Origin of the sequence: Halodesulfovibrio marinisediminis DSM 17456 (genome assembly GCF_900129975.1) — a bacterium.
Taxonomy (GTDB): domain Bacteria; phylum Desulfobacterota; class Desulfovibrionia; order Desulfovibrionales; family Desulfovibrionaceae; genus Halodesulfovibrio; species Halodesulfovibrio marinisediminis.
The window spans coordinates 765,275-789,620 of record NZ_FSRG01000003.1; the positions used below are offsets into that span (position 1 = coordinate 765,275).

Annotated in this window: 21 protein-coding genes; 2 read left to right on the plus strand and 19 right to left on the minus strand. The window is 44.2% G+C overall.

The window, feature by feature from the left end; genetic code table 11:
- Positions 1 to 2: 2 nt before the first annotated feature.
- The 3 genes from BUR09_RS03715 to BUR09_RS03725 form a co-directional block, all read right to left on the minus strand.
- Entirely contained in the window at positions 3 to 2,375 is a 2,373-nt protein-coding gene (locus BUR09_RS03715) for a DNA translocase FtsK (protein WP_074215585.1), read from the minus strand.
- Positions 2,376 to 2,601: 226 nt separating this feature from the next.
- On the minus strand, positions 2,602 to 3,165 hold the full coding sequence (gene efp / locus BUR09_RS03720; protein WP_074215586.1) for an elongation factor P: 564 nt from the start codon (positions 3,163 to 3,165) through the stop codon (positions 2,602 to 2,604).
- Positions 3,166 to 3,208: 43 nt separating this feature from the next.
- Positions 3,209 to 3,664 (minus strand): type II 3-dehydroquinate dehydratase, encoded by a 456-nt coding sequence (locus tag BUR09_RS03725; protein WP_074215587.1) that lies wholly within the window; start codon positions 3,662 to 3,664, stop codon positions 3,209 to 3,211.
- 133 nt (positions 3,665 to 3,797) lie between these two features.
- Here BUR09_RS03725 and yihA point away from each other — a divergent pair, with 133 nt between their 5' ends.
- Positions 3,798 to 4,529, plus strand: a complete 732-nt coding sequence (gene yihA / locus BUR09_RS03730) for a ribosome biogenesis GTP-binding protein YihA/YsxC (RefSeq protein WP_084539336.1) — start codon at positions 3,798 to 3,800, stop codon at positions 4,527 to 4,529.
- Between the two features lie 533 nt (positions 4,530 to 5,062).
- Here yihA and BUR09_RS03735 read toward each other — a convergent pair.
- The 3 genes from BUR09_RS03735 to BUR09_RS03745 all read right to left on the minus strand — a co-directional run bounded on the left by BUR09_RS03735 (position 5,063) and on the right by BUR09_RS03745 (position 13,506).
- Positions 5,063 to 8,644 (minus strand): PEP/pyruvate-binding domain-containing protein, encoded by a 3,582-nt coding sequence (locus BUR09_RS03735; protein ID WP_074215589.1) that lies wholly within the window; start codon positions 8,642 to 8,644, stop codon positions 5,063 to 5,065.
- 207 nt (positions 8,645 to 8,851) lie between these two features.
- A complete protein-coding gene (locus BUR09_RS03740) occupies positions 8,852 to 12,553 on the minus strand; it encodes a pyruvate carboxylase (protein ID WP_074215590.1) in 3,702 nt (1,233 codons plus the stop codon).
- A gap of 62 nt (positions 12,554 to 12,615) precedes the next feature.
- A complete protein-coding gene (locus BUR09_RS03745; protein ID WP_074215591.1) occupies positions 12,616 to 13,506 on the minus strand; it encodes a biotin--[acetyl-CoA-carboxylase] ligase in 891 nt (296 codons plus the stop codon).
- 74 nt (positions 13,507 to 13,580) lie between these two features.
- On the opposite strand from BUR09_RS03745, the gene BUR09_RS03750 reads away from it, so the two are divergent.
- Positions 13,581 to 14,681, plus strand: coding sequence for a hypothetical protein (locus tag BUR09_RS03750; protein ID WP_074215592.1), 1,101 nt, complete (start codon positions 13,581 to 13,583; stop codon positions 14,679 to 14,681).
- Positions 14,682 to 14,758: 77 nt separating this feature from the next.
- On the opposite strand, the gene BUR09_RS03755 is transcribed toward BUR09_RS03750, so the two are convergent.
- The 13 genes from BUR09_RS03755 to kdsA all read right to left on the minus strand — a co-directional run bounded on the left by BUR09_RS03755 (position 14,759) and on the right by kdsA (position 24,209).
- A complete protein-coding gene (locus BUR09_RS03755) occupies positions 14,759 to 15,673 on the minus strand; it encodes a manganese-dependent inorganic pyrophosphatase (protein ID WP_074215593.1) in 915 nt (304 codons plus the stop codon).
- Positions 15,674 to 15,809: 136 nt separating this feature from the next.
- On the minus strand, positions 15,810 to 16,190 hold the full coding sequence (locus BUR09_RS03760; RefSeq protein WP_084539314.1) for a hypothetical protein: 381 nt from the start codon (positions 16,188 to 16,190) through the stop codon (positions 15,810 to 15,812).
- A gap of 337 nt (positions 16,191 to 16,527) precedes the next feature.
- Positions 16,528 to 16,983 carry a PTS sugar transporter subunit IIB gene (locus BUR09_RS03765; RefSeq protein WP_074215595.1) on the minus strand — a complete coding sequence of 152 codons (456 nt, stop codon included), beginning with the start codon at positions 16,981 to 16,983 and terminating at the stop codon, positions 16,528 to 16,530.
- Positions 16,984 to 16,986: 3 nt separating this feature from the next.
- Positions 16,987 to 17,421 carry a PTS sugar transporter subunit IIA gene (locus BUR09_RS03770; protein ID WP_074215596.1) on the minus strand — a complete coding sequence of 145 codons (435 nt, stop codon included), beginning with the start codon at positions 17,419 to 17,421 and terminating at the stop codon, positions 16,987 to 16,989.
- Between the two features lie 31 nt (positions 17,422 to 17,452).
- Positions 17,453 to 18,343: an RNase adapter RapZ gene (rapZ, locus tag BUR09_RS03775; protein WP_074215597.1), complete on the minus strand. Its 891-nt coding sequence runs from the start codon at positions 18,341 to 18,343 to the stop codon at positions 17,453 to 17,455.
- Between the two features lie 12 nt (positions 18,344 to 18,355).
- Positions 18,356 to 18,805, minus strand: a complete 450-nt coding sequence (locus tag BUR09_RS03780) for a PTS sugar transporter subunit IIA (protein ID WP_074215598.1) — start codon at positions 18,803 to 18,805, stop codon at positions 18,356 to 18,358.
- A gap of 8 nt (positions 18,806 to 18,813) precedes the next feature.
- The gene (hpf, locus tag BUR09_RS03785; protein ID WP_074215599.1) at positions 18,814 to 19,350 is read right to left on the minus strand and encodes a ribosome hibernation-promoting factor, HPF/YfiA family; all 537 of its coding nucleotides are present in this window, start codon (positions 19,348 to 19,350) and stop codon (positions 18,814 to 18,816) included.
- Between the two features lie 55 nt (positions 19,351 to 19,405).
- A complete protein-coding gene (gene rpoN, locus BUR09_RS03790) occupies positions 19,406 to 20,833 on the minus strand; it encodes an RNA polymerase factor sigma-54 (protein WP_074215600.1) in 1,428 nt (475 codons plus the stop codon).
- A gap of 199 nt (positions 20,834 to 21,032) precedes the next feature.
- Positions 21,033 to 21,755 carry an LPS export ABC transporter ATP-binding protein gene (gene lptB, locus BUR09_RS03795; RefSeq protein WP_074215601.1) on the minus strand — a complete coding sequence of 241 codons (723 nt, stop codon included), beginning with the start codon at positions 21,753 to 21,755 and terminating at the stop codon, positions 21,033 to 21,035.
- The gene (locus tag BUR09_RS03800) at positions 21,756 to 22,286 is read right to left on the minus strand and encodes an LptA/OstA family protein (protein ID WP_084539315.1); all 531 of its coding nucleotides are present in this window, start codon (positions 22,284 to 22,286) and stop codon (positions 21,756 to 21,758) included.
- Entirely contained in the window at positions 22,286 to 22,873 is a 588-nt protein-coding gene (gene lptC / locus BUR09_RS03805) for an LPS export ABC transporter periplasmic protein LptC (protein WP_074215602.1), read from the minus strand. Before lptC ends, BUR09_RS03800 begins: the two co-directional genes overlap by 1 nt.
- On the minus strand, positions 22,874 to 23,395 hold the full coding sequence (locus BUR09_RS03810) for a KdsC family phosphatase (RefSeq protein ID WP_074215603.1): 522 nt from the start codon (positions 23,393 to 23,395) through the stop codon (positions 22,874 to 22,876).
- The gene (kdsA, locus tag BUR09_RS03815; RefSeq protein WP_074215604.1) at positions 23,385 to 24,209 is read right to left on the minus strand and encodes a 3-deoxy-8-phosphooctulonate synthase; all 825 of its coding nucleotides are present in this window, start codon (positions 24,207 to 24,209) and stop codon (positions 23,385 to 23,387) included. The genes BUR09_RS03810 and kdsA overlap by 11 nt, the downstream gene beginning before the upstream one ends.
- Positions 24,210 to 24,346: the final 137 nt, after the last annotated feature.

Below are 24,346 nucleotides of genomic sequence, written 5' to 3' on the forward strand. Positions count from 1 at the left end.
CTTTATCCGGTTGGTTGCTCTTTTTTGGCAAGCACAGCGCGTGGCTTGCTGCCATCTGCCGGTCCAACTATGCCGTCTTGTTCCATTTGTTCTACAAAACGGGCTGCTTTGTTAAAGCCGATTCTAAATCTGCGTTGAATAAGTGAGATAGATGCTTTGCCATTTTCGATAACAAATGCGACGCATTCAGCATAAAGAGGATCATCTGCGGTACCGTTGTTTCCACCGCCACCGTTCATTGATCCTGATACATTACCTGTTCCTTCCGTTGCCCATTCTACAAAATCCACCTTGTATGCTGGTGGCAGTTGTTTTTTCCAGTGGGAAACTACAGCCATTACATCATCATCACTTACAAAGGCACCATGCATTCGAGTGAGTCGACCGCCACCCGGTTTGAAAAGCATATCGCCTTTTCCAAGCAAGTGTTCTGCTCCGACCGTATCAAGAATGGTTCGAGAGTCATGCTTGCCTGTAACCTGAAATGAGATACGACATGGGAAGTTTGCTTTAATTAAACCAGTTACAACATCAACACTTGGGCGCTGTGTTGCAAGAATAAGATGAATACCTGCTGCTCGGGCAAGCTGAGCAAGTCGAACAATACTAGTTTCAACCTCTTTAGCTGCGGTCAGCATCAGGTCTGCAAGTTCATCGATTATTATTACCATGTATGGAATTGGTTGCAAGTCTATCAAGTTCTCAGGTTTATCGTCGCCCATTTGCTTAAGTTTTGTGTTGTAACTTATGATGTTACGTACTCCCATGCGGGACATTGCTTCGTAACGTTTGTCCATTTCATGAACTGCCCAGTCCAAAGCATTTTTTGCTTGCGACATATCAGTAACAACTGGATGAACCAAGTGTGGCAGATCTGCATAGACTGCAAGTTCAATTCGTTTTGGGTCAATAAGCAGTAATTGCAATGACTCCGGTGTCGTTTTGAATAGCAAACTCATTAACACAGAGTTGATGAAAACACTTTTACCCTGACCCGTTGCACCAGCGACAAGCAGGTGCGGCATTTTGGCTAAGTCAGAGGTGAAAGGAATGCCTGAGATATCCTTACCAATGGCCAGTGTGAGAGGATCTTTAGAGCTGACAAAAGTATCAGAAGCAAAGAGTTCTTTCAGAGAAACTAGTTCCCTGATCTCATTTGGAATTTCAATACCGACAGTGTCTTTTCCGGGGATTGGCGCCTGAATACGAACAGATACAGCACTCAGTGCCATGGCAATGTCGTTAGATAAGTTTGCAATTTTACTTACCTTAACTCCAGGTGCCGGTTTTACTTCGAACATAGTGACAACTGGGCCCGGAGTGATGCGTTGCAGTTCGCCGTGAACATTGAAGTCCTCAAGGCATTCCATAACAAGACGGCCTTTTGTCTCCAAAACTTCACGGGGAGTTGTTTCTATTTCATCGTCACTGTTGGTGAATAAATCAAGTTTAGGCAAAAATACTTTTTTGCTTTTTTTAGCGGTAGTTCGTTTGACCTCTGGAAAGTCCAGATCATTTTCAAAAGGATTACCCTCCCCGATCAGAGAAGCTTCTTCTCCAGAGGATTTCACTGGTTCATCAATAATTACTGAACTGAATTCAGCAGGGATAGCTTCCTGTGGGGCAGCAATTTCATCCCATATTTCTGGTTGATGAGATTCTTCTGGAATATCCAGTGCAGGTAATGCTGTATCTGGTTCTTCAGTTTTTTTGCTAAAGAGTGAGCGTCGTGCTTTTTTCTCTTTGCTTACTTGTGAAGATTTTTTTGCTTTAGGCTTTTTCTTTGTTGAAATTGTTTTTTTGAATAACGGCTTCTTGGCGTCACCAATGTGTTCTTTAAGCCATGCGAAGAGCCCGGACCATGTGCCACCCATAATAAGTTGGATGGAACACAGCGTTACAAAAATCCAAAGTAATGTGCTGCCGATTGGTCGTAAGTAATACCAGTTGACTCCGAAGAGCACGTCACCCAGTAGGCCGCCACCTTGGATTTCTCCAATGGTAAGCGGTACGGCGGAGCTGAATGAACAGATACTAATTCCAAATAAGGACAGACCGATCCAGCGCCACCACTCAATATTAATTTTAGCAAAAAAGCAGCGGATACCGGATGCAAGAAATCCGAGTGCTAAAAGATACGAGGCTAGACCGAACATATCTACAAGGAGTCCTGAAAGATATGCACCGAAGAGCCCTGCAGCGTTATGAATAGACTTAGGCGAACTTACAATATGGTTGAGGCTTGGGTCAGCCTGACTAAACGTCATTAGGCTGATAGTAAGCAAGGTGCCCCAGAACGTGATGAATAAAGAAAAAAGTTCGCGAGTTATACGTTGCGTATTCGTAATACCATCCTCCAGTAGGAGTACTTCCAATTAATAGCAGATCATAATGAAACCATATCAGATATAGATAGACGAGCTAACCTGCTAGTTTGTCTAGAATCTGATAACCTTGGTGTACTGTAGTCATATTACGGAATGCAATCAACAGCAGATTTTTTCAATGTATTGATATGAACAACTTTTTTCACATGTAAAATAGCATAAAAAAAACGCGCTTAAAATAAAGCGCGTTTTTTTATACAGTTGGATGCGAAACTTAGGAGTTTTCGCGACCAAGGTACTCACGGGTGCGAGTATCAATTTTGATTTTGTCACCAATGTTGATGAACAAAGGAACGTTTACTTCCAGACCGGTTTCGATGGTTGCTGGTTTAGTAACGTTGGAAACGGTGTCGCCTTTTGCACCCGGCTCAGTGTGAGTTACTTCAAATACAAGAGCTGCAGGAAGTTCGAGTGTAAGCGGTTCACCATTGTAGAGCATTACTTTTACTTCCTGACCGTCTTTAAGGAAGTTTTCCGCACCATCAGATTTTTCGGTGCTCATGTAATGCTGTTCGTAGGAGCTAAGATCCATCAGAACCAAGTTGTCGCCTTCCATGTAGAGGTACTGCATTGCAGAATGCTCAATATCTGGACGGCCAACTTTTTCACCGGAACGGAAGGTGTTATCAACTACGCGACCAGTAAGAAGGTTACGAAGTTTGGTGCGAATCATCGCGCCGCCTTTACCCGGTTTGAAATGCTGGAATTCAACAATTTCGTATGGGGTGCCGTCCAAAAGAATTTTAAGACCACGTTTAAAATCAGTGGTTGAGAACATATGTTCCTCCAAGTAGTTCCGATAGATAAACGGAAAATTAAATCTAATATTCTAGGTGCTGAAACAGAGCCTGCACGGCTAGTGCGTAACTCATCATGCCGAAACCTGCAATAACACCAATAGCATGTCGACCAATAAAACTTTTCTGCCTTAATGGTTCGGAGCGGGCAAGTACATTGCTTAAATGCACCTCGACCACCGGCAATTCAATCCAGGCTAGGCAATCTGCTAGTGCAAGGCTGGTGTGAGTATAGGCACCGGCATTAAGTACAATGCCATCAATGCCCTCTTCTTTTGCTTGCTCAATACGATCAATCAGTTTGCCTTCTGAATTGTTTTGATAAAATTCAAGGGAAACGCGCTTAGAGTTTTCACCAAGAACTTGTAGCAAAAGTTCAGGTAAAATATCCATGGTGTTAGTGCCATAAATTTCCGGCTGACGTTTTCCTAGTGCTCCTAAATTTGGACCATTAAGAATCAAAATGTTGTAACCGGCCATGCGTACTCCCTTTGTCTTTACACATTGCTTTTATACCATTAGGAATGGTGGAAACAAACGGGTAATATTTTCCGAAGCGCCGCTTGTTGTCAAGCTTGGCGTTGCCTTTATTCACTATTACCAAAGGCCTCTCATGCAACCAAATCTTATTTTAGAAGACACTATATATACGCTAGAACAACTTCAAGAAGTTGATGTGCCGCAAATTGCTCTCGCAGGACGCTCCAACGTTGGTAAGTCCTCTTTAATTAATGCCTTGGCAGGACGAAAGAATCTTGCACGTACCAGTTCTACTCCAGGTAAAACTCAATCTATTAACTTTTACCGTGTTGAACCGTGGCAGTATTATTTGGTAGATCTTCCAGGTTATGGTTATGCAAAAGTTTCCAAGGCAGATCGTCAAAAGTGGGCAGAACTCATTAATAAATATTTGATTTCTACTCCCGGTCTTAAAGCACTGGCCGTTTTGATTGATAGTCGCGTTCCACCACAGCAGATTGATATTGAGCTTACAAGTTACGCGCGTCAAATTGATCTGCCGCTTATTCCGATCCTTACTAAAGGTGATAAGTGCAAGCAAAGTGAACGCGTGGCAAAACAAAATGAATGGGCAAAACTTCTTGGTGGAATTAAACCTATCATTTCTTCGGCTTCAACAGGATTAGGGGTTGATAAAATCTGGCACGCATTTTCAGAGCATGCAATGGATCCAGAAGAATTTGCCCGAATCGATGAAGAAGTAAAAAAAGCTAAGGCTGAAAAAAAAGCTCAGCGTGCAGCCCGTGCTGAAAAACGTGAAAATGCCAAGCCGAAAGCTAAGAGTAAAAAGGCTACTCCTTCTAAAAAGAAAAAGAAGAAAAAGTAGCACAACCTCAAGCTTTGCTTAGGTTTTGCTACGCAGCTTTGCTGCGGAATGCAAGACATATTCAAGTGAGTTCGTATACAACGGACTCACTTTTTTTATGACTTAATGTTCTCAGTGGTGTTGCTATAGGAAACAGCATTGCACCTTAATTTTTGACAAATGTTGATCTGTTATTCCACTGAGGTAATACAAAACTTGTTTAATGGCTTAGTCCTAGCCTTCTGGCGAGAATGTTGTTGGTACAAAAATTTTCTCACTCGCTATGAAAAAAAAGTTTTGAATAATTTAATTGTGAGGCTTTAAAAAAAACAATTAGTATAAAACGTTGCGGTGATAGAGACGAGGCTTAGGGGGGTGTTTTTGGGTGTTTAGTCGTTTTTCAAGTTTTTTTTGAAGTTTTTTTCACTTTTTCTTTGCAATTTAGCGCGTTAATTAAGTGGAAATAGAATGAGTTTTGTATTTTTTTAAGAAAAAAAAGGGGCGTATGTATCACATACGCCCCTTTCACTACACTTTAGTTACAACTCGTTACTCTACCACTTCTTTTTGCGCTGTGCTTCGAGAGCAACTGCCTGCTCTTCGAAGTTAGCAAAACCAGCCTGATGGAGAGCGTCAAGAACAGTTTGTTTCCAGTCCCAACCTGCATAGATTACAGGCTTATGGAATTTAGCACGGAACTGTTCAAGCTCCTGACGGTAGAATTTCTCTTTTGGAGTTTCGATGGATTCACGAAGCTGCTCATGCAGACGAGCAATTTCACCTTCGTACCAATCAAGAAGGTCTTTAGCGTTTTTGTACTTCTTAAGAATGTGTCCGTATCCATTTTCGTTCAACAGAACACGAATTTTTTCGAGGTACTTATCGCCGAGCCACTGGCCGAGCTGTTCGGTTTTAATGTTTTCCTGCTCTACTTCAGCCATGTCATGCTTGGTCTGGAAGTAAGTATCCGGCACAACGGATGCGGATACGATACCAGCGATAGCAACAAGACCGCGAAGGATGGTGCTGTTGGAAACACCCTGACCGCAGAAGCCAACTTTTTTACCGTATTTCTGACCAGTGAAGATGGTGCACAGAATTGCCCAGACTACTGCAGGATCTTCTTCATCGTAGATGTGAGAAAGACTTGCGTTGTCTCGGTCTGTAGCCAGAACCATCTGAGTCATATCGTTGGAGCCGATGGAGAAGCCATCGAATTCCTGAATGAACTGTTTTGCGAGAATAGCGTTACTTGGGATCTCAGACATGAGGATGATTTTGAGACCATCTTCACCACGCTTAAGTTTGTGTACCTGTTCGAGGTAGCGACGCATTGCTCTACCTTCTTCAAGAGTACGTACAAACGGAAGCATGATCTGCAGGTTGGTTCCACCGTATACGCCACGAGCAAGTTTGAATGCTTCGATTTCCCAATCGTGAAGGTTACGGGAAACACCACGGTAACCGAGCATTGGGTTGTCTTCGAAGTGTTCGAACAGTGAGCCACCAAGAAGGTTGCGGTACTCGTTGGATTTAAAGTCGGTGGTTCTGTAGATAATGTCTTTGCCGTAGAACGCCATTGCGAACAGCGCGAGTCCCTGTGCCAGTGTCTGAACGTAATGTTCTTTACCGGAACGGTATCCACGGGATTTAATGATGGTGCGGATTTTTTCTGGAATATTGCGGATGTCGCGGATTTCTTTTTCCAGACCTGAAGTCAGCGCAACTTCAACACGTACCTGTTTTACTTTCTGGATTACATCCATAACGACAGGGTCGTTTGCAGCTTTTGCTGTGATCGCTTTTACAGATGCATCAATTTCTGCTTTGCGACGAGTGGTTTCAGGATCGTTACCAGTGAGTTTCAGCAGTTCATCAGAGAAGCCCATCACTGCGGATACGTGGTCTTCAAGATTTTCGGAAGTCTTGAGAATATCGAAACGACGGGTTGCGGTTTCCATGTAGGCATCAAGCTTGTGGTCAAGCTCGCGCATACGACGGTGTACAGCAAGAACTTCGTCAGTACCGCGTGGCTGTTCATTCTCAGTGAGTTTTTCAATTTCTTCGGAAAGGCCTGTCAGATGACCAACGTATTCACGAAGGTTGAAATCAACACCAACAATACCAAGAGCAAGCTGCTGACGGAGTACTTTGGTAAGCTGACTTTCCAGTTCGTGAACCTTGTCTGCAACAACACGGTCGAGTTCACCGGAATCGTATGCTTCAAGAGCTTTCGGGTGAATGGAAATGTTACCAAGCATGAATTCTGCACGGAGAAGACCTACTTCAAAATCGGTTACATTTCTCAGTCTGGAAAGGAAGAGAGACTGACCTACGTCGGCAAGGATGAGGCCAACTTTAGTTTTTGTCTCAGGAAGCTTCGCAATATCCATTTCGCCGCCAACCTCTTTAAGAGGAAGAAGGCCGCGGTATACTTTGCCGCGAGTACCATCAACAGTGATTTCTTCACCATCGAGGTTGCGAAGAACTTCAAGGCGCTGGATACCGATAATTGCAGGAATTCCAAGCTCACGGGAAGTAATAGCAGCGTGACTTGTGTCACCGCCAACGTCTGCAAGAATGGAAGAAGCGATACGCATGCCCGGAACCATGTCAGGGTCGGTACGCTCTGCTGCGAGGATGTCGCCTTTGATAATTTTGTTCAGTTCGAGCGCTGAACGGAGATATTTTACACGTCCCTGACCTGCGCCGCGGGATGCGCCGTTACCTTCCAAGATAACTTCTGCATTCGCTGCTGCTTTTTCATCCACCTCAAGACGGCGCATGAAAATAGTATCTGGATGAAGTTCGAATTCTTCGTTCCAACGGGTTTCAGGACGAGCCTGCACAAACCAGAGTCTGTCAGCGTCATCAATACAGAACTCTGTATCCATGATCATTCCACCGTATGCAATGGAGATGCCACGAACGCCTCGTGCAACTTCTTCTGCCTGTGCAAGTGAAAGTGACCAGCGGAATGCTTCAAGATCTGGAACGTCCACCATTTTGGTGCCGCCCTTCTCTTCGTAGACAATTTTTTTGTCTTTGCAGCCCATCTGACGAATAACAACTTCCTGTTTATCGTCACGCTGGAACACGTAGAATTTGTCTGGGGTAACCATACCGCCTACTACTGCCTCGCCGAGACCGTAGCTGGCATCAATGGAAACAAGGTCTTTTCTGTCTGTGCCGCGGCAACCTGTTGCAGTGTCTGCAGAAAATGCAGTACCGGAAATAACAGGGTTGATCATGCGCATGATACAAACAGAAAGGGAAGTGTTTTCAATGGCCCATTCTTCTTTTGCTTTGATTGCAATAGATTCGTCGCCGGTTGCTTCAGCACGTGCCATAGCATCGAGAATAGCTTCACGACGGTAGGTCATTGAACGAAGGTTGTAGGCAGATGCGCAGTCCCAATGGTAAGCTTCAACACATCTGTTATCACCAACGATGTTCAGGTATGTATCCTGAAGGCCTGCGAATGCTTTCTTGCGAGAGTCTTCGCCTGCAGCTGATGAACGAACTGCTACTGGAACGTCTTCAAGGCCTGCTTCTTTGCAAATTGCGTTATACGCATCGCGTACGCAACCGGTTACACTCTCAGGTAACTCAACAGAAAGGATACCAGCCTGAACGAGAACTGAACGTTTACGGAGCTGGTCAATGCCTTCCGGAGAAGTTGCAAAACCTTCAACAACGTTGTTTACAAATGTTCTTGTTTTAAGGGTAGTTTCAGTACCTTCTGCTTCTGCTTCTGCTTCTGCACGAATTTCTTTAGCGATATTTCGTACAAACTTCTGCAAGAATTCAGGATCCTTGTTGATTTCAGGATCATTCCAGTCAATTCGGTTGTACTCTTTGTCAACTATGGAGCGAACAAGTGATGCGTTCACTTTTGTTTCATCCATAAGCTGGTGGAAGGCTATGGAAGAGATTGCACGAAATTGCGGGGCCCGAATACCGTCAACCTGACTAATAATAGCGGTGTTGTAGTTCTTACCACCAACGAGAAGTTCTGCTTCTTCGCCAATGGCTACAATGTCTGCGCCAGTGAGAACCATTTTGGTTTTGAGTTCTTGGATCTTAGTCGCTTGTGCTTTAACACTCTTGGAATCGTCAGCCTTTTTCTTGGCCATCAGTCTTTCCTCCTGGAAGGACTTATCACTTTAAAAAACCGGAAACTATAACTTGCAGAGTAAAACTCTACGCCCATCGTTAGAATTAGATTTTAGTAAACAACTTTTTTTATAGGCCTTACCTACACGGGGGTTATTTAATGGAGAGTCCCTCGCGGGACTCTCCACACTCTCTAATCCTTACTCATGCCTAAGCATGAGACCCATCTACGCTTCCAGTTTTTCACCACAGAAGGGGCAGAATGCCATGCCTTCCACGGAGAGAGGCTTCTGGCAAGCCTCGCAACGGCGTGGGATTGGACCAAGCTCGATAAGCAGGTCGCCCTCTTTTACCGGAACCATCACTTTGGTTTCTTTGTAGTCAGCAGTTTTCAGAACACGCTTAACCATTGCATCAGCTGGACTGAGTACTGCTTTTTCCTGTTTCATAATGGAAACGTTGAAGAGCTCTTCGCCCTTTTTAACTACATCCCCCGGGTTAACATACATTACCCAGAGGTCACCATTTGACGGTGCTGCAACATGAAGTGGATTGTTAGGGTCAGCTTTTTCGCTTCCTGCGCTTTCCTCTTCATGTGGTGTTTCAACTTGAACGTCAAAGCTCATTATATCAGAGTCGAGAACATAGCGTACAACACATTTACCATTTTTAGCAGGTTCAGAGACGTGCAAAATGGTCATGGAGTGCGGCTTTGCATTATCGTCTACAAAGTTCAACTCTCGACCGGTTTCAAGACCTTCGAACCAAACATCAAGTGGAATATTGTTCGGGTTACCAAAGTCGCGTTTGAATCGAATTGTCTTGAGTGCGTCAGCCGGATGGTTGAGGAACATAACGAATTCTTCATCCGTAGGCTTACGGCGAATCTGATTAATGAAATCAACTTCCTCGGCAGCAAGGTTAACATCTTCTAATGTTGTCAATGGAGATACTTCTGTGCGGTTTGCAACAGCATGTTTCCATTCTTCTTCACCGAATGCGCTCTGGTATACCCAATTGTCCGGGAAGCCAAGAGGAAGTTTACCAAATTTGCCGAGAAGCAGGTCACGGAATGCGTCGTTGCTATCTTGGTAGATAGCAAGACGTGCTTCCTTCATTTCATCGCTTAAATCCTCTTCTGAGAATTTAGTAACGTGTTCAAGCACTTCTAACAAGTAGCGAACTTCTTCTTCGCCACCACGTTTGTAAGCGTTAGTTACTGCAAGGAACGCTGTGTTCCATGTGATCTGGGAACCTGGAGTTACGTCATGGTAACGTACAACTTTGCGGGTACCAGCAAGGAACTTGAGCATGTAAGGAAGCAGGTGAATGTAACCCTGCTTTAATGCGCCTTCCTGTGAGGAAGACGTTGCACCGCCAGGCATTGCATGATGGATAACATCGTGATCAATTCCCTGGAAGAATGGTGCAGTATATTTATCGTAGTAAGGCATGATCTGCTTAAGTGCGAAGTTGCATTCGCGGATCATATCCTTATTGAGGTTGGTTTTAAGTCCAAGCTCTTCTTCCATGTATGCTGCAGTAGAAAGTACTTCACCTTGTCCGTACCAACGAACAGCTGCACCGATGCCGGTATCAACAATATGTGCACCAGCTTTTGCAGCAGCACCTACTGTCGGTACAAAAAGACCGTCTGTGTAGTGTCTGTGGCAATGAACAACAAGGGAAGGCCACTGCTTGCGAATTGCAGTTACAAGCTCAGTCATAAAGCGTGGTGGGCATACGCCTGCCATGTCTTTAAGGCCGAGGATGATCAGTTCTGAAGCTTTTTTTGTGCTGACGCCTGCGACGTCTGCAACCATAGCAAGAATAGATTCAGTTACCTGCAAGTAATGCTTTACATCAAAGCCTTTCGCCCATGAAAGAGAGATAGCTGGTTCAAAGACTACTTCCTTACGGTTAAGAGCTACTTCGGCGAATGGACGCATGTTCTCGATATGGTTCAAGAAGTCGAAGCATCTAATAACATCGTAGTGATCACAAATCATCTCACCGGTTGCTCTCATAAGGTTCTTAGGCTGTGGTTTGTAGCCTAAAACGTTAGTTGAGCGGATGAGGATCTGTTTGAGTGTCTTTGGAGCAAATTGGTTCCACTCTTTTGCTTCAGTGAACGGGTATGTCATGTTTGCAAGCATTGCTACATGGAAGTGCGCCCCGCCACCGTTTTCAATAGAGAAGAATCCACAGTTATCAAGGTACGGTCCGATGATTCTGTCTTCTGCAAGGCGGAATCGGTTGCCACTGTTAGACTGTGTGATATCACGAGGAGTGGTATCACAGAAGTGTACGTAGTCAGTATCACGTACAAAATCTAACAGAGCCTTACGGTCGTCCTTTGGATAAGCAGGTGCTGCCTTCAGAATTGAGGAGCTAATGCTCGGTAATACCGGTTTGAACTCTCCAATTCGTGGTGTGTCCTTGGAACGGTAGTCACCAAGCTGAACATGCTGGTTGAAACCCTTTGCAGAAATTTCTGCAATGAGCTTGGAAATACGCTCTGCTTCTGGAGCAAGGTCAGTGTAGCAAAGCAGCTCAGGAGTTTTACCAATAAAGTTAGTATCAAAATCACCCTGTTGGAATTTAGGGTGACGAAGAACCTGCTTAAAGAACGGAATGGTAGTTTTTACACCACCAATGGAATATTCGTTAAGCGCACGCTCCATTGTTCCCAGAACTTTTTTCCAGCCACGACCGTATGAAATAAGCAGAGCACCTGCAGAGTCGTAGTTAGATGGGAAATCGTAACCGGCAGACAAGTTAGAGTCGATACGGATGCCAGGACCGCCAGGAGAAATGTATCGGGATACAACACCGCAGTTTGGTGCAAAATCATCCTGAGGATCTTCGCAGTTAATACGCAGCTGCATTGCCATCTGAGATGGTGGGAATTCGTCTTCTTTGAGACGAAGTTCTGCACCGAATGCAACTGCAATCTGTTCTTCTACAAGGTCAATACCGTAACGAACTTCGGTAATACCGTGTTCAACCTGCAGGCGGGTGTTAACTTCAATGAGGTAAGGTTCGCCATCAGGAGTTACGAGGAATTCAACCGTAGCAAGAGAGTCGTATCCAACAGCTTTAACAAGACTGCGTGAATATCCTTTGAGACGCTCACGTAACTCTGGAGTAATAAGTTCAGAAGGAGATGGGGTAATTTCTACCAGCTTCTGATGGTTACGCTGAATACTACAATCGCGCTCGTCAAATGCGAATACGTTGCCGTATTTATCGCTGATTACCTGAATTTCAATGTGGCGCGCGGATGCTAAGAACTTCTCAATGTACAGACGCGGGTTGCCGAAAGATGCCTGCGCCATTGTGGACGCTTTAACAAAAGCACTCTCAAGCTCATCCTGATTCTGGATTAAGAAAATACCACGACCACCACCGCCGCCTTCTGCTTTGAGCATGATCGGGAAGCCGATCTTTTCGCAGTATTCACGTGCGGTTGGAATGTCTACAGCGCCCTCGGAACCCGGTACAACAGGTACACCAAGTTCTTGTGCAAGAGCACGAACCTGTACTTTGTTGCCAAGCAGGTTCATGGATTCCGCTGTGGAACCAATAAAGATGATACCTTCTTCGGCACATCGTGTAGGGAACCTGTGGTCTTCAGAGGCAAAGCCCCAACCAGGGTGAATAGCTACCACGCCGCGCTTTTTTGCCAGACTAATAATTCTGTCAATATCAAGGTACGCTCGAGGGTCAGAACCAAGTAAAAGAAGTTCTTGAGCGGCTGATGCGGCAGGAGACGTTTTGTCGATATCTGTAGCCGTCATTACAGCCACAGCATCAAAACGCTCACGAATTGAGCGACAAATACGACGGGCAGGAATGCCCCTGTTGGCAACCAGAATTGGTTTACCTTTCACTTCATCCATAATTTCTTTAAACGTCTTAATCGCCATTCAATCCTCGTTATGCAGCGTCGGTGACATTTTGCAAATAAATAACCCATCGGGTGAACTAATCACGGGTGGAGGGAAATACTACCCGAATGTATGATCTTCTCTCCGCTTGATTGACGGAGTCGAAGCCCACCATCTTGAGAAATACCCATTATCCTGCCCGACCGATTGACTAGATCACTTCCGTGGATCCATACTTCTCGCCCCAGCCAAGCAAGTTGTTTTTCAACACTCGAAATTAATTTCTCGGTAGTATACTGAACAACCTGTGCGTTGTAGCAAAAATGCATGTAGTCTACAAGTGTCTGCCACATCTGTAATATCGGCATGGTTTGTTCTTTTTTGCACAAACTGCTTGCAGGAATGGACCATTCATTCCGCAAGAGTTCGGCCGGAGGGGACGAATGGACGTTGAGCCCAATACCGGCCATTAGTATCCCGGCACGTTCCTCCAACAAAATCCCGCCAATTTTTTTATCGCCTACCAGTATATCATTAGGCCACTTGATTTGTGCAGTATAACCAAGTTCCTGTAATGCTCTAGCTAGCAGAAAGCCGATAGCTAATGATCCAATTTCATTAGCAAAAAATCCTGTTGATGGGAGTCGTATTGCAGCGTAAATATTTCCTTCAGGTGACTCCCAGCCTCGTCTTAATTGCCCACGTCCTTTTTCCTGACGTAATCCTAAAATAGAGTCCCATTCGTTCAAGATTTTGTTTTCATTAAAGAAACGTGCAACATCTAAAGTTGAACTACAAGCTCCACATATATATATATCTGCTGGAAAGGATGGTAACTGTGAGCTGTACATGGAAAGATTACCGCGTTGTACCCCACTCCATTGTTGGTTGTTTAAGGAACTCCAGCCCGCATGAGATTTAGCTATTTGTTCAGGTGTTGTCCCTGAAGCAATCTCGGAAATCTGATCATGTAAAACAAAACAAGTACGCATATTGTTGTCCGTAGCTATAGTAGCTTGGAGAGGTTTTCCTTGGAAACTATCTCTGCTTGCAGTATGACAAGGGTATGAAATTTTATTTAGTTGGTGGCGCAGTGCGCGATATGTTGCTTGGTATCTCTCCAAAAGAATACGACTTTGTATTCGATGGAACCGTTGAAGAGTTTATAAGCTGCAATCCTACAGCACGCAAGGCTGGAAACGATTTTACCATATGCATTTTGCAAGGGACAGAGTATGCTCCAATAAGAGGAAGCAATATTGCTGAAGATCTTACATTTAGGGATCTTACTATTAATTCTCTCGCTCTTGATGAGGATGCACGTCTTTATTCTTTGCCTGATACCTTGCATGATCTTCAAAAAAAAATACTTCGACCTGCTTCACCAACCGCTTTTTTACAGGACCCTCTTCGAGTTTTTCGTGTAGCTCGTTTTGCCGCAGCGTTTCCAGATTTTTCAGTACACCCTGATACCTTTGCTCAGATGCGGCATGTAGCAAGCATGGGGCTTCTGAAAACGCTTACGCCCGAACGGGTTGGTACTGAGCTTTTAAAAGCTCTTGGCTCTGTGCAGCCCGGCAGGTTCTTACAGGTTCTTGATGAGGCAATGTGCTTAGATTACTGGTTTTCTGAGCTGAGCCGGATGTCCTCAATCCCTGCTGGTCCTATACAGTACCACTCTAATGACTGTCTTGCACATACTGTAAACACTGTTAACCGATGCAGAGGTAATGTAACTGCCTGTTATATGGCGGTTTGTCACGATTTAGGAAAACAGGAAACAAAAAAAGACCTTCTCCCACGTCATATCGGACATGAAAAACGTGGTGAAGAGTTGGCAATACGCTTGGGAAAACGTCTTAAGCTTTCCTCGCATCTGATAAAAGCTGGTGCAATTGCTGCACGGTTGCATATGAAAGCAGGACAATACCCTTCACTTCGGATCGGAACAAAGGTTGATCTGCTCTACTCTCTTCATACTCAGAGGGTTGTGAAGCCTTTTTTTAAGATGATAGAGGCAGATTCCGGATGTAATTACCTACCTCAGGCGCAAGCAGATCTTAAAGTAATCCTTTCAGTATCATTGCCTTCAGAGATGCAGAATCTAGGGGAAGAATCTGGAAAGCGGCTGCGTGAGTTACGTTGTTTGGCGTTAAGTTCTTCGTAACCATATGATTTTGTATTAAAAAAGAAAAAGCCCCGAAGAGAAGTTCTTCGGGGCTTTAAAGTCGGTTTAATTACCTACTATTTGAAAGCTTTTTCAAAGTTAGGAACAACCTGTTTTTTACGGCTCATTACGCCGTCAAGCCATACGGAGTCGTTACCTGCAACGCCGAATGCTTTTTCAACAACGGATGCGTCGTCAGAACAGATGAGCATTTCAGAACCTTCTTTCATGATGTCAGTGAGAAGAAGGAATACGGAATGACGGCCGTCTGCTTTAACTTTAGCAATTTCTTCTTTGAGGCCGTCTTTAACAGCGTCAAGGAGAGAAAGATCAACAACTTCAAGCTGGCCGATACCAACTTTGTTGCCGTTCATGTCGAAGTCTTTGTAGTCACGGAAAACAAGTTCTTCCATGGTTGCGCCTTCAACTGCAGACTTAACTTTGAACATTTCCATACCAAGCTCGGTTGTGTCGGAAACGTTAGCAATTTTAGCGAGAGCTTCTACAGCCACTTTGTCAGCGTCGGTGCAAGTTACAGACTTGAACATTACGGTATCGGAAAGGATAGCGCAAAGCATGCCGCCTGCAATACCAGCAGGGATTTCAAGACCGTAGTGATCGTAGAAACCTTTGATTGCAGTACAGCCACAACCTACAGGCCATACCCACATTTCAAGAGGGTTAGAGGTGGTGATGTCGCCCAGTTTGTGGTGATCGATTACGCCACAGATTTCAGCTTCGTCGATGTCTGCAGGGAGCTGAGCTTTATCAGAGGTGTCTACGAGCCATAATTGCTGGCCAGCAACAGAAGTTACAACTTCTGGAGCTTCGAGGCCGAATTTTTCGAGAACAAATGCAGATTCAGGGGTAACTTCGCCCTGTGCTACTGCTTTAGCTTCGATGCCGCGTTTATTGAGTGCATCCGCAACAGCGATTGCAGAAATGATAGAGTCGGTGTCCGGGTTCATATGACCCATTACGAGTACTGCCATGGTAATTTCCTCCAGAAATTGTTGTAACGCGTTGTTCACGCCTATTTCCAAACTGAGTTTGTGACAGATAGCACAAACTCATTCTGCTGCCAAGTGCTTCCACGTTACAAAATGCATTTTTTTATCATAAGAAGACTTACAAATTGGTAATAAGTACCACGGCAAAGAGGAAAAAGAAGAAAGAATAGTAGGCTCGACGGACCCTCAAAGACAGCACTCCGCCAAGAGCTGCAAAGAACCATAAATAGGTCCAAGAAATGCCTGAACATTCAATAATAGAGCCATGAATGTCGTATGAGAGGGAGATCGTGCTAATTAGCACAAGCAGGTAGATAAAGAAGAAAACAAAGTTTACAGCAAAGGCTTGGAGCAAGGCTTTGCTGATGATTTTGTGTAAAAAAAGTTGCTCATCAACGGCAGGTTCGGGATTTTTAAGTGCTAATAGCTCATTATGGTGAATATTGTGGCGTTGACGCAGGGTTTGTTCAAGATACGGGCTAATTAATGCTGCGGGCATAGCCAATACCATTGGGATGACGAGCTGCGAAGGGAATTGCAACGAAAAAAAGCTGGCTGCGGCTAATGTTGCAACCAGCGCTGCTGTTCCGTTTGGCGGGATGTATGTTCCGACAGGGAAAAGGTCGAGCCAGAATAGCTCAAAAAAAATGGCGGCCGGTAGAGCCAGCTCCCACTCTCCTGTTATTACCGCCCAAAAAAAGCCGATAGCTAATGGGCGTTCAACAAAACCTAAATTAACATTTGTTCGTAGCAGCGCTAGGATGGCAAAAAAAAAGCGTAGCCACTAATCCAGGACATTGAAGAAAGTTGTACAACAGGAAATACAGCGTCCATTACTATAGCCCCTTAATTTGTAATGGTTGGTTGGGAACGCAGCGAAAATCGAGAATGATTTCATGGTTGGCAAAAAATTTTAGGCATTCTTCATCATGATCTGAAATGGCAATATGATCACAGAGCTGTTTTTTGCCCGGAGCATAATGCAGGTTGCCAATGTTAATTGATTCAAAAGAAAAACCTTCGTCATGAATTCGTTTAGCGTCATCACAGTCTGCAACAATAATAAGTGTTTCTTGCAGATTATTGTGCTGAGCATAACTCATAATGTCTGCCACATGGATAAAATCTACAGAGATTCGCCCAGGGATAGCGAGAGTAGCAATTTGCTGGCGTAGAACGTCATCTGCAAAATCATCATTTACTACGAGCAGGTGTTTAGCATTCGTGTAAGGAATCCAAGTTTCAATGACCTGACCATGAATAAGTCGGTTGTCGATGCGAATCCAAGCCATAACTTACTCATTAACCTTGCTTCGTAGAATTTCACCGGCCATTACAATACCCTTGCCACCAGCATCTTTTGCTTCAATAGCAAGTCGATCTAATGTCATGGTACGGCATCCGAAGACTTTAAGCAGCATTGGAAGGTTTACACCGGTAAGAACTTCCAGATGTCTGGTTCCGAGTAATGACAAGCTTAAGTTGGTTGGAGTTCCGCCAAACATATCAGTAAGGATGAGAACACCGCGTCCCTCGTCTACACGCTCAACCATTTCTTTAATGGATGCTACTGTTTCCGAAACATCTTTTTCGCTGTCAACGCTTACAGTTTCGCAAGAAGGTTGTTTGCCCATAATGACTTCTGCAGCACTTAACAATGCGGCGCCGTAGTTGGTATGGGTGACAATAACTACACCGATATTTTTTTCTTCAGGAAATGTGGTAGACATGAGATTTTATGTATAGTTGTTAGCTTAGGCGTTACGCCAAGTTAATATGACGGTGCTCTTTTGAAACAGCAAAGTCAGTTTTTTTCAAAAATTCGTATATGGCCTCAGTTACCGAAACAGAGCGGTGTTTTCCACCAGTGCATCCAAAGGCAATGGTAATTCGGTACCGCCCTTCTTTCTCCATTTGCAGAAGAGTAAAGTGTAATAAATCTTCAAGCTTTTTTAGATATGTTTGTCCCATACTGTGTTTAAGAACATAGCTTACCACAACATCATCTTGGCCCGTATACTTTCGTAACTCTGGATCATGGTGTGGGTTTGGCAAGAAGCGTAGGTCAAAAATCATATCTGCTTCAGAAGGAGTACTATGCTTAAAGCCAAAGCTCATAAGATGAACTTTAAGACCTTTTACATCGTTTTCTTCTGACTGCCATCTGCGTTGCAACACGCGGCGTAGGTCGTGAATAGAATATTCTGAAGTATCAAAGATAAAATCTGCTTCTACACGGGCAGGTGCCATGAGAATACGCTCGTTTGTCATGGCTTGTTCAAGCCCTACTCCATGTCCTTCAAAAGGATGCGGACGTCTCGTTTCTTTATATCGGCGGAGAATTACATCAGCACGTGATTCAAGAAAAATGACTGTCGGAGCATAGCCTGCTGCACATAATACTTCGATGAAGTCAGACCATCCATTTTTTAATGTACACTGCCGAACGTCTACACCAAGCACAATTCCTTTGTAACTCTCAAGCCCACATCCGGTGAGCACTTCTAAAAATTGAGGTGCCATAGACACCGGAAGTCCATCGATAGTGTAGTACGCCATGTCTTCAAAGACTTTAAGGGCACTACTTTTGCCAGCTCCAGAGAGGCCGGCAACAATAATTAGAGGGATTGTTTGCTGAGCTACAGAGGTCATAGTGTATTTGTGCTAGGCTGCAGATAAAAGGTTCCACAGTGCTTCTTGGGAGTCAGATTCCATAAACAATTGTTTGAAATCTTCGTCTTTCAGAAGTCTGGAGATCTGGGCTAGAATGCGTAAATGTGTTCCTGCTACGTTTTCCGGAGCAAGTACCATAAAGAAAATCTTGCATGGCTTTTGGTCTAGAGCATCAAAATCCAGCCCTTCAAAACTGCGACCTGCCACGACTACTATTTTATCAAGTGAAGCAAGTTTTCCGTGTGGAATGGCGATTCCATTACCGATGCCTGTGGTTCCAAGAGCTTCTCGCTCCATAAGAACATTAAATACTTCTTCTGCATCGAGTGATGGATTTTTTTTAACAACAGGAGCCAGAAGCTCCGCCAGCGCCTCTTGTTTGGTGCTGGCGGTAAGCTCCGGCAATACAAGTTCTTTTTCCAGGTATTCACCCAGTTTCATTACTTTTCCTAGTAAGCGGGATCTATCAAGCCGAAGTTGTTATCTTTTCGGCGGTACATGATGTTAACCCGCTCGGTTTCGGTATTAAGAAAAACAAGGAAATCATAATCAAGCGCATCAAGTTGCATAGCGGCTTCATCAAGATCCATTGGTTGAGGTACAAAATCACTCACTCCGAAAATGGTTCGTTCTGATTCTGCTATTTCTTCCAGAGGGATCGTCCCTTCGAGAATAGGCTTTTCTGTGCCCTTACGTTTCTTTTGCAGTTTTTCCGTACTTCGGATGATCTGTGCTTTGAGTTTATCTCGAATCAGATCAACCGTTGCATACATGTCTTCAGACTGTTCAGTAGCGGAATATGTAAAGTTATCCGTTACAAGTGAAATTTCGGCTTTGTGGCGGAAATTGTCAACAGAAAGTGAGACTTGCATTTCCACATGTTCAGGGTTCAGTAAGAATCTGCCAAGCTTGCTGAAGCGACGATTGGCATATGCTTTAAGGTGATTGGAAGGCTCAAAGTTCTTGAAAGTGAATGCGATGTTCATGTTGCCTCCTAATTTGGATACTTTTTGAAACCCTGTGAGTCAGCTGGGTTCGCTTCTAGAATACCACCTTTCTCTTGGATGATGAAGGGATATTCATTGCGGTACGGTATTTAGCTACAGTTCTTCGTGCAATGTTAACCTGCAGTTTTTCTTTTAAGATTTCTCCGATTTTTTCGTCGCTTAATGGTTTTTTCGTATTTTCTTCACTAATAAGTTTTTTAATAAGAGCCTTAACGCTCTCAGATCCGACCTGACTACCATCATCAAGGCCAATTGCACTGTTGAAGAAGAACTTGAGTTCGAAGATACCGTGCGGGGTCGAAATATACTTATTGGTTGTAATACGGCTTACCGTTGATTCATGCATGCCGATATCGTCAGCAATGTCTTTAAGAATTAACGGCTTTAACGAGGTAACGCCGTCTTGGAAGAATTCTTTTTGATATTTAACGATACTTTCAACTACCTTATACAAAGTTCGCTGCCGTTGGTACAGACTTTTTATAAGCCAGGATGCGGAACGCATTTTATCCTGATAATAGTCTTTTTCTTCCGAATTGATCGTTTTTGGGAGTTGCTCAGTCAGCTCACTGAGCTGCAACTGAGGCAGTCCGTCTTCATTAAGGACAATGACGAAGTCCCCTTCGTATTCGTAAATGTAAACGTCTGGAGAAACGTAATGCGGCTCTCCTCCGCTGAACCGAGCTCCCGGCATAGGGTCGAGGCTCTGGATTACATCAAGATACTCTTTGAGATCTTCAAGAGAAATTTTGTATTTTCGTGCAAGCGGCTTGTAACGGCGCTTTTCCAGATCCTCAAGATGGTTGGTAATGATATCTACAAGGATTGGGTCACGATCATAGTTAAGGGCTTTTACTTGAACAAGCAGGCATTCCTGTGGGGTGCGAGCAGCTACTCCGACAGGGTCAAACTGTTGGATATGCGCAATCATTTGTTCAACAGTTTCAACGTCGCTTTGAGCAATTTGAGCCAGTTCTTCGGAAGATACATGTAAGTACCCATTAGAACTGATGTTACCAATGACAACCTCTCCAACTCGAATCTGTTCTTTAGTGAGGGGAGAAAGCATCAACTGCCAGTTCAGATGTCCATCTAACGTTGGAGCAGGGGCAAGACGAGCTTCAAAAGAGCTCATTTCTTCCAGTGCTTCAGATTCCCGCATCGAAACCTGTTTGGTAGTGCTTGAAAAATCGCCCAGATAGTCTTCCCAGTCAGCGTTGTTTGAAAGCTCTTTGTCGTAAGCTTCCTGTTCGTTTTTTCGCTGTTCTGCGTCAGAAGTTTTGTCTGGATTTACACGTTCTTCTAAGGACTCTTCCAAAAAAGGGTTCTCCAGCAGCTCTTGCTGAACGGTTTCAGCAAGTTCCACGCGTGAAAGCTGCAACAGTTTGATTGCCTGCTGCAATTGCGGGGTCATTACAAGCTGCTGAGCGAGCTTTAATTGTTGGCGAAGTTCAAGAGCCATATATAAGAATGTCCTATGTGGTTCGACTAGCTAAAAAGCTGAAATATAATGTATGAGTACTGCCTATCAAAAAACATTCCAAATTAGATAACTGACTTCTTTTTTGCCACATAGGAACGTTATATGCAACCAAGAAAAAAGCCCGTTGTACGGGCTTTTTACAGTTGCACATGTGCAAATTATATTTTTTATCAAAATGCTAGAGACTAAAACCTTCTCCAAGGTAGACGCTACGCGCCTTCGGGTTGTTAACAATCTCCTGCGGTGTGCCGGAAAGAATGATCTGCCCTTCGTAAACAAGGTTGGCTCTATCGCAAATTTTTAATGTTTCTCTAACGTTGTGGTCGGAAATAAGAACGCCCATCCCTTTATCACGCAATTTGCGGATGATGTCCTGAATGTCGTCAACAGCTAGAGGATCAATACCAGCAAACGGTTCGTCGAGGAGAATAAACTTCGGGTCACGGATAAGTGCACGGGCAATTTCAAGACGACGACGTTCACCACCGGAGATATGCATTGCGTGAGTATCACGAATATGGCTGATGCCGAATTCTTCCATTAATTCTTCGGCGCGTCTTTTCTGAGCATCTCGGGAAAGTTCTGTTTGTTCTAAAATGAGCTGCAAGTTTTGATACACAGTCAGTTTTTTGAAAACAGAGCTTTCCTGAGGAAGGTAACTTAGACCGATTCGAGCACGTTCGTGCAATGGCCAGTCTGTAACTTCCATATCATCTACACGTACAACACCTGCATTTGGTTTGATAATACCGATGAGCATGTAGAACGTAGTGGTCTTACCTGCACCGTTAGGTCCGAGAAGTCCTACAATTTCGCCCTGCTCCATTTTCAGGTTGATATTGCGGACAACCTCGCGTTTGCCGTAAATCTTGCAGAGTCCTTCAGCTTGAATAACAGACATTTATTTTTTTACCTTGTTACTTGGTGCTGAAAAAATTGCTTCTACTGGCTGGCTGGAGGAACCAAGCACTTCACTACGGTTTTCTTTTACCCAGAACTTGATCTTGTTGCCAGTAATTGTGTTTTTCCCTTCACTTAATTTTGGAGAACCAGTCATGACGAGCAGTTCATCCTTTAAAGTGTAGGTTGCTTTGTCACACGTACCTCTTCTGTCCTTTTCCATTTTAATGCGGACATTGCCTTCTGAGATAATTTTTTCAATTTTACCAGGGTTGATGCCGCTAGCTTCTTTTGATTTTGGAGCATTTTTGTCACTCTGCAAGTACACAGTTACTTTGTTTGCCCACATATCAGCCTGCGGATGTCTTACGATAACGTTTCCGGTAAACACGACTGTTTGACCGTCAGCGCTGTATGTCATTTTTTCAGAGGTAACTTTTACGTCATCTTTAGCTGGTTCTGCCATAACGGCAGTGCCGGTAATGGTTAAGAGACAAAAAGATAAAATCAGAATTCGGAACAGGGCTTTCATTATTTTTCTCCACCAGTTGCTTTATCCAGGTTTTCAGCGCGGAAATTCACAACCACATTACCGGTTGCAGTAATTGTATTTTCTTTCAGGTTCCAACTTGCATTGTCGGATGACCCGTTAAATCCTTCGCCTGTAAAGATCACATTACCGGTCATAATGAGCAGTTTCTTTTTATCTTCAAAAGTAAGCTCACTACTAGTAATGGTCCCTTTCTGGTTGGTTACTGTCACGTCACCCCATAAACGGGCAACGCCTTTATTCTGGTTTATAGTGCCGTTTGGTGCCACAATGTGCACTTTATCGCGGTCTGGCTGAACAAAGTATGTGATATCAGGCTCAGCAAGATCAATTATGCTCTCATCTTTTTGATACCAGCCATTGGTTGCTTTAAGAGTCCATAGCTCCTTACCAGCTTCACCCTGTTTCAGCTCAATACCTTTTAAAGAAAGGTCAACATTTGTTTTAGCATTATTGCCTATGGCTTCACTGACTTCATCTGCAATCTGTTTTTCAACAGAACTTTGCAGGTAGTACAGCCCGCCGCCAAGCAAAGCTAATAATGCTCCCCAAATCAACCATTTTCTCATTTAATCACCTATAGTGTTCACAATACCTTCAAGCTTTCCTTGAGAGTACATAATAAAATTGAGTGCTTCGCGGACAGCTCCGTGTCCACCTTTAGCTTCTGTTTGTAACACTGCGACTTCTTTAACTTCCTGCATTGCGTTTGCCACAGCAATAGGAAGCCCTACTTGGCGCATGGGTGCCAAGTCAACCCAGTCGTCACCAATATACGCAATCTGGTGCCAATCAAGATCATACTTTTCTTTGATCTCTTTAATGCACGCCATCTTTTTTAAATGGCCGGCGTAGTAATCAACAATGCCAAGATCGTTCATTCGAGAAGCAACAGATTTTGCTTCTAGTCCTGTAATAACGCCAATGATAAGGTCACAAGCCTGAGCTGCTTTAATACCAAGTCCATCGAGCACGTTAAACCGTTTTGTTACGTTACCTTCATGGTCATAGTATAACCCACCATCAGTGAGCACACCATCACAATCAAGGATAATGAGTTTAATACCCTTGGCTAACGTCTCAGCTTTCATAGTTCATGCTCCAGAGCGCAGTAAGATCACGAAGAAGATGTGGAAGTTTGGCAAGTGGCCAACTGTTAGGGCCGTCGCAAAGAGCGTTGTCCGGATCTGGATGGGTTTCGATGAATACGCCGTTAACACCTGCGGCTACTGCTGCACGGGAAAGGCGAGGAACAAAGGAACGGTCTCCGCCGGAAGAGCCGCCCTGCCCTCCTGGGAGTTGGACAGAGTGTGTTGCATCGAACACGACAGGTACGCCGAATGACTGCATAATCAGGAATGAGCGGAAGTCTACAACAAGGTTGTTATAGCCGAAAGATGCGCCACGTTCTGTAAGCAAAATGTTTTTGTTACCGGTAGAGAACAGTTTATCCAAAGCTGGCTTCATGTCCCACGGTGCGACAAATTGTCCTTTCTTAACATTAATAACGCGACCTGTATTTGCAGCAGCAAGAAGAAGGCTGGTCTGGCGGCATAAAAATGCCGGAATCTGCATTACATCTGCCACTTCAGCAACCGGTTCGGCCTGATCTGGTTCGTGGATGTCGGTTACAACAGGTAAGCCAGTTTCTTCTTTAATGCGTGCCAGCCATTCTATCCCTTTAGTAAGTCCCGGTCCTCTGAAGCTGGACAAAGAAGTACGGTTTGCTTTGTCGTATGAGCTTTTGAAAATAGCTTTCAGACCGACAGCATCTGCAGCTTCTTTCACTGCGTGTGCGGTCTCCAGCGCAAGCTCAAAGCTTTCAAGAGCGCACGGTCCGGCAAAAATAAAGGGTTTGGTTGTCAGTTCTGCGTATAAAGCAGATCCGTTTTCGATATGTTTCATTTCGGTAATCCTCTTTGGGAATGTAAAGCGTAAAATTACTCGAATATATGGGGGATTGAAAGAGAAAATCGGGACATGCGAATGCATGCCCCGATTTTTATTAATGACAGACTATTGCCTCTGGTGTCTGGAGATAT